At 49.6% G+C, this 5,259-nt stretch carries 5 protein-coding genes; 4 read left to right on the top strand and 1 reads right to left on the bottom strand.

The window, feature by feature from the left end; all coding sequences use genetic code 11:
• The 4 genes from ABGY95_RS10075 to groL all read left to right on the top strand — a co-directional run.
• Positions 1-1,098, top strand: a 1,098-nt coding sequence (locus ABGY95_RS10075) for an Hsp70 family protein (protein WP_347441551.1), incomplete at its 5' end; no start/stop codon positions are given.
• 84 nt (positions 1,099-1,182) lie between these two features.
• Positions 1,183-1,557, top strand: a complete 375-nt coding sequence (locus ABGY95_RS10070) for a four helix bundle protein (RefSeq protein WP_347441550.1) — start codon at positions 1,183-1,185, stop codon at positions 1,555-1,557.
• A 56-nt stretch (positions 1,558-1,613) separates the two neighbouring features.
• The gene (locus tag ABGY95_RS10065; RefSeq protein WP_347441549.1) at positions 1,614-1,901 is read left to right on the top strand and encodes a co-chaperone GroES; all 288 of its coding nucleotides are present in this window, start codon (positions 1,614-1,616) and stop codon (positions 1,899-1,901) included.
• Between the two features lie 39 nt (positions 1,902-1,940).
• Positions 1,941-3,581, top strand: a complete 1,641-nt coding sequence (gene groL, locus ABGY95_RS10060) for a chaperonin GroEL (protein ID WP_347441552.1) — start codon at positions 1,941-1,943, stop codon at positions 3,579-3,581.
• Positions 3,582-4,483: 902 nt separating this feature from the next.
• On the opposite strand, the gene ABGY95_RS10055 is transcribed toward groL, so the two are convergent.
• Positions 4,484-5,152: an HAD family hydrolase gene (locus tag ABGY95_RS10055; protein WP_347441548.1), complete on the bottom strand. Its 669-nt coding sequence runs from the start codon at positions 5,150-5,152 to the stop codon at positions 4,484-4,486.
• Positions 5,153-5,259: the final 107 nt, after the last annotated feature.

Raw genomic sequence — 5,259 nt, 5'->3', positions numbered from 1 at the left:
TACGACATCAACCTTCCGTTCATCACCATGGACGAAACTGGTCCTAAGCACATTCAGAAGACTCTCACACGTGCAAAGCTTGAGCAACTCACAGCTGCACTCTTCGAGCGTACTAAGAAGCCAGTCATCGACTGTCTCAAGGAGGCTGGTGTTTCGGCTTCCGAGATCGACGAGCTCGTTCTCGTTGGTGGTATGACTCGTATGCCTAAGGTTGTAACAACCGCTAAGGAACTCGCAGGTAAGACACCAAACCAGGGTGTGAACCCGGATGAGGTTGTTGCTATCGGTGCTGGTATCCAGGGCGGTGTTCTTCAAGGCGACGTGCAAGACGTTCTCCTTCTTGATGTAGCACCACTCACACTCTCTATCGAGACTGCGGGCCAGATCGCTACTCCAATGATCGAGCGCAATACGACGATCCCAGCGAAGAAGTCACAGACATTCTCCACAGCAGCAGACAACCAGCCAGGTGTAGATATCCGTATCTGTCAAGGTGAGCGCAAGATGTTCATCGACAACAAGATTCTCGGTAACTTCCACTTAGGTGACATCGAGCCAGCTCGCCGCGGCGAGCCTCAGATCGAAGTAACATTCGACATTGATGCCAACGGAATCCTCCATGTTTCTGCGAAGGACAAGAAGACTGGCAAAGAGAACAAGATCTCGATCGAAGGTTCATCTGGTCTTTCTGACGATGAAATCGAAAAGGCAAAGCGCGAAGCTGAAGAGCACGCTGAAGAAGATGCAAAGCGCGCTGAGGCAGTGCAGCTCAAGAACGAAGCTGACAGCATGGTCAACCAAGTGGAGACACAGCTCGAAGAAATGGGCGACCAAGCTCCAGAGGAACTCAAGACTGAGATCCAAGGCAAGGTTGATGCAGTGAAAGAAGCACTCAAAGAAGACGACCTCGATAAGATCAAGTCCTCTAAAGAAGCTCTCGAAGCTACAATGCAGCAGCTCGCTCAGGCAGCACAAGCAGCTGGCGGTGCACAAGGCGCTCCAGACATGGGTGGTGCTCCGGCTCCAGAAGCTGGTGAGTCCTCTGAGCCCAAAGCAGCCAAAGGCAAGGTAGTCGATGCGGAAGTAGTCGAAGACTAGGCTTCGACGTCAAGAGTCATAGGTCCTTAGTCAAGGGGCTCGTAAGATGCTCCGGCTAGTGGCCTTTTGCTTCGCTATTTGACCATGCAATCAATCAACGATTTAGAGATTTACCGTGAGGCGATGAGCCTTGGGGAAGAAGTCTGGACGTTGGTTTTAGCTTGGGGTTATTTGGCTAAAGACACTCTTGGTAAGCAACTGATTCGCAGTGCGGATTCAATTGCAGCAAACATTTCAGAAGGTTACGGCAGGTATCATTTCAAAGAGAATCAGAAGTTCTGTTTTTACTCCCGAGGCAGTCTTTTAGAGACGCAGACTTGGATAGAAAAAGCAGTCCACAGAAATCTGATAGAGAAAGAAAAAGGCCGAGTATTATATGCTCAACTCGAGCAGCGAAAGCGACGTCTAAACTCTTACACAGGCTCTATCGGCCAAAAGTCTGAACCTCATGACTCTTGACCCCTGTCCTTTGACCTAAAAATAAATCACACAACTAAAACAAAACCAACAATACTATGGCAATCCAACCAATCGGACAACGCGTGCTACTTAAGCGCGTAGAAGCTGAGACAGTATCCGCAGGCGGCATCGTCCTCGTAGATTCTGCTCAAGAAAAACCACAAGAAGCACTTGTTATCGCACTCGGTACAGGTGGCAAAAACGAAGACGGCTCATCATTTGAGTTCTCCGTTTCTGTAAACGACAAAGTACTTATCTCTAAGTACGGCGGCACTGACGTCAAAGTTGACGGAGAAGACCACCTCATCGTGACTGAGTCCGACATCCTCGGAATCATCAACTAGTTCCCAATCCTATATTTTAAATTATAAATCTTAAATACCATCATGGCTAAGCAATTAGAATTTGACGAAAAGGCACGCCAATCACTCCTCCGCGGAGTTGAGAAGCTTGCTCGTGCTGTAAAAGCAACTCTAGGACCTGCGGGTCGCAATGTGATCCTCGACAAGAAGTTCGGCTCCCCAACAATCACCAAAGACGGTGTGACTGTTGCTAAGGAAATCGACCTCGAAGACCCATACGAGAACATGGGCGCACAGCTCATCAAGGAAGTTTCTTCCAAGACAAATGACGTAGCTGGTGACGGCACAACAACTGCTACAGTACTCGCAGAGGCAATCTACAAAGAAGGTCTCCGTAACGTAACAGCAGGAGCAAACCCAATCAGCCTTCAGCGCGGAATCCTCAAGGCATCCGAGTCCATCGTGGCTAAGCTCGCTGAGATCTCCAAGCCAGTATCCGAATCAAAGGAAGTGGCTCAGGTTGCTACTGTTTCCGCTAACTGGGACACAGAGATCGGTAACATCATTGCTGAAGCAATGGACAAAGTAGGTAAAGACGGAACAATCACTGTTGAAGAAGCAAAAGGTATCGAAACAACTCTCGACGTTGTTGAAGGTATGCAGTTCGACAAGGGTTACCTCTCACCTTACTTCGTGACTAATCCTGAGAGCATGGAGTGCTCTATCGACAACGCTCTTATTCTCATCCACGAGAAGAAGATCTCTAACCTTAAGGACATGCTTCCACTTCTCGAGAAGGCTGCCAAGACTGGCCGTCCACTTCTCATTATCGCTGAAGACGTAGAAGGTGAAGCACTCGCTACTCTCGTAGTGAACAAGCTCCGCGGTACACTCAACATCGCTGCTGTGAAAGCTCCTGGTTTCGGTGACCGTCGTAAGGCAATGCTCGAAGACATCGCTATCCTCACTGGTGGTAAAGTCATCACTGAAGAGCTCGGCATCAAGCTCGAGTCTGTTGAAATCGAAGACCTCGGTTCTGCTAAGCGTGTTGTTATAGCTAAGGACAGCACTACTATCGTCGAAGGTGAAGGCTCCTCTGACGACATCACTGGCCGTGTGAACCAGATCCGCAAACAGATCGAAGACACATCATCCGACTACGACCGCGAGAAGCTCCAGGAGCGTCTTGCTAAGCTCGCAGGTGGTGTTGCAGTAATCAGCGTAGGTGCTGCTACTGAGACTGAGATGAAAGAGAAGAAGGATCGTGTTGACGATGCTCTTCACGCCACTCGCGCAGCTGTTGAGGAAGGTATCGTCCCTGGTGGTGGTGCAGCTCTCATCCGCGCTCAAGTAGCTCTTGAGACTCTCACGCTTACAGGTGATGAAGCAACTGGTGCTGAGATCGTTCGCCGTGCTATCGAAGCTCCACTTCGCCAGCTCGCAACTAACGCAGGTCGCGAAGGTGCGCTCATCGTTGACAAGGTAAAGGCTGCAGAAGGTAACGTTGGTTACAACGTGGCAACTGACGAGTACATTGACCTTATCGACGCTGGTGTGGTTGATCCTACTAAGGTGACACGCTCAGCTCTCCAGCACGCATGTTCTATTTCAGGTCTACTTCTCACGACTGAAGCCCTCATCACAGACATCCCTGAGCCAGAAGCAGCAGCTGCTGGCGGTGGTCACGACCACGGCATGGGCGGAATGGGTGGCATGATGTAGTCGTCGCTCGGCTCCTAAGTGACATGTTTTCAGTTGGCAGTGTGAAGTTGCCATTACGATGAAACCTTTTACTTAGAAGCTCCAAAATTTAAAAGCCGATCACGGGAAGCCGTGGTCGGCTTTTTTTCTTTTATGGGCAGGGCTGACTCTCCGAGTCGGCTGGCGAAGTTGATGAACTATACCGACCAAAAGACTCAAATGTGCCTCGCGCTAGGTCACACGAATCGCTTAGGATGGTGGGTTGCTGAAAGCCAAGTGTCTTCATAGGCGCTTGGATTTATTTCACAGTAGGAAAACCCTCGGCTTTGCCGGGGTGACTCCAAGAGTTTTACTTATACCGAAGTCCTCCATGATTTAAAAGGTGTGTGAGCGGCTCTCAACTCAAGAGTCTACTTGGCAGCCCTGATTCGTTATTAATGCAAGGAATCATGGAGTGCTGAGGCTTGACTCAGCTCTTGGGGATGGATGCGGCTCGATACATCTGGGCGGAAATTTTAAGTGTGCAGTTTTCAGTATCTGAGAGGAGAGAGGCAGCCAGTTGTTATTTGCTGGCTGGTCGGGTTTGGTTGATTGGCTTATCATCTTAAGGAGGCTGACCTCCCACGCGCGTCAAGCCGCACCAGCCGCAGAGCTGTGTCGAGCCACACCCAGTCCAGGTCATCGCCTAGACCAGTTAGAACTGCCAATCAACCGTGTGACCGAAGAGTAATATAACCGTTTTGAGCAGTTCACATAGTCGAAGCCTCCGGTTTTAGCAGAGGAGCCTCACTTCTGATTATTAGGGGGGCAAATCACTCAAAATAAAAACTCGATAGTGTGCTTTAGCCGCCTCCCCCAAAAAATTGAGGAATGGCTATTTCTACGCTGCTATTGGACTCATTCATACTTGGCCGTATGAATCTTTAGCTCGATCTCTTCGTCAGCCAATCGGCCACACCTTGGATGTCCTTAAATTCTGGAATCCATGAGAGTTCTTCGGGGGAGTCTGAGGTGAATGGGCAGCGGAGGCGGACGGGGTGGGCTCCGGATTCGATGGCGGCGTATTGGTTGTAGATGCGATCATCGACTAGGATTGTCTCGTCTGGGTTGAGGTCATATTTTTTATAGGCAGCTTTGAGGCTGTCTTGCTTAGCTGTGTCGTGCATGAAGGCACCGTGCTCGACACATTCGATGGTGAGGAAGTCAGTTACGGGGGCGAGGATGTCGTTGAGGTAGGCAGTTTTTGCCTCAACATCGAAGGTAGCCGACATGGTGAACTGGCGATAGCCAAGGTCGTTGAGCTTCTTGAGCGTTTCAATGACCCCTGGGTAGAGCGGACGATTTCGGAAATAGGATTGGTCGGCACAAAAGTCCTGATCCATCTGCGTGCCGAGCTCTGGGTGTGTTTTTAGCTCCAGTGCTCCATACTCAGGAATGATAGGCAGCACCTCAGGAAGTTGTTCCCACTTTAAATCACCATAACGGTCGCGGTAGTTCGGGTGCTTTGTAAGGAACTGAAAGTAGGCGTAGTTGAGGTCTGCGAGGACGCCATCGACGTCCCAGAAAATGTTTTTGATTTGCTTCGGTTGCATGGTGTTTGTTCTAGATCCTATAAGTTTCTAACATCAAATTAGAAATCTACAGGCTTTTATTATTTAGATAGCTGTTTTCTTGTGGATGTCTTTCTAACAGAACGCTT

It is taken from the genome of Rubritalea sp., assembly GCF_039830215.1.
Lineage (GTDB): Bacteria > Verrucomicrobiota > Verrucomicrobiia > Verrucomicrobiales > Akkermansiaceae > Rubritalea.
The sequence above is the reverse complement of the archived record's forward strand: the minus strand, read 5'-3'. Positions and strand labels throughout refer to the sequence as shown.

Coding starts and splice junctions, on each gene's coding strand:
- ABGY95_RS10070 (WP_347441550.1), top strand. CDS start 1,183: ATGCAATCAATCAACGATTTAGAGATTTACCGTGAGGCGATGAGCCTT.
- ABGY95_RS10065 (WP_347441549.1), top strand. CDS start 1,614: ATGGCAATCCAACCAATCGGACAACGCGTGCTACTTAAGCGCGTAGAA.
- ABGY95_RS10055 (WP_347441548.1), bottom strand. CDS start 5,152: ATGCAACCGAAGCAAATCAAAAACATTTTCTGGGACGTCGATGGCGTC.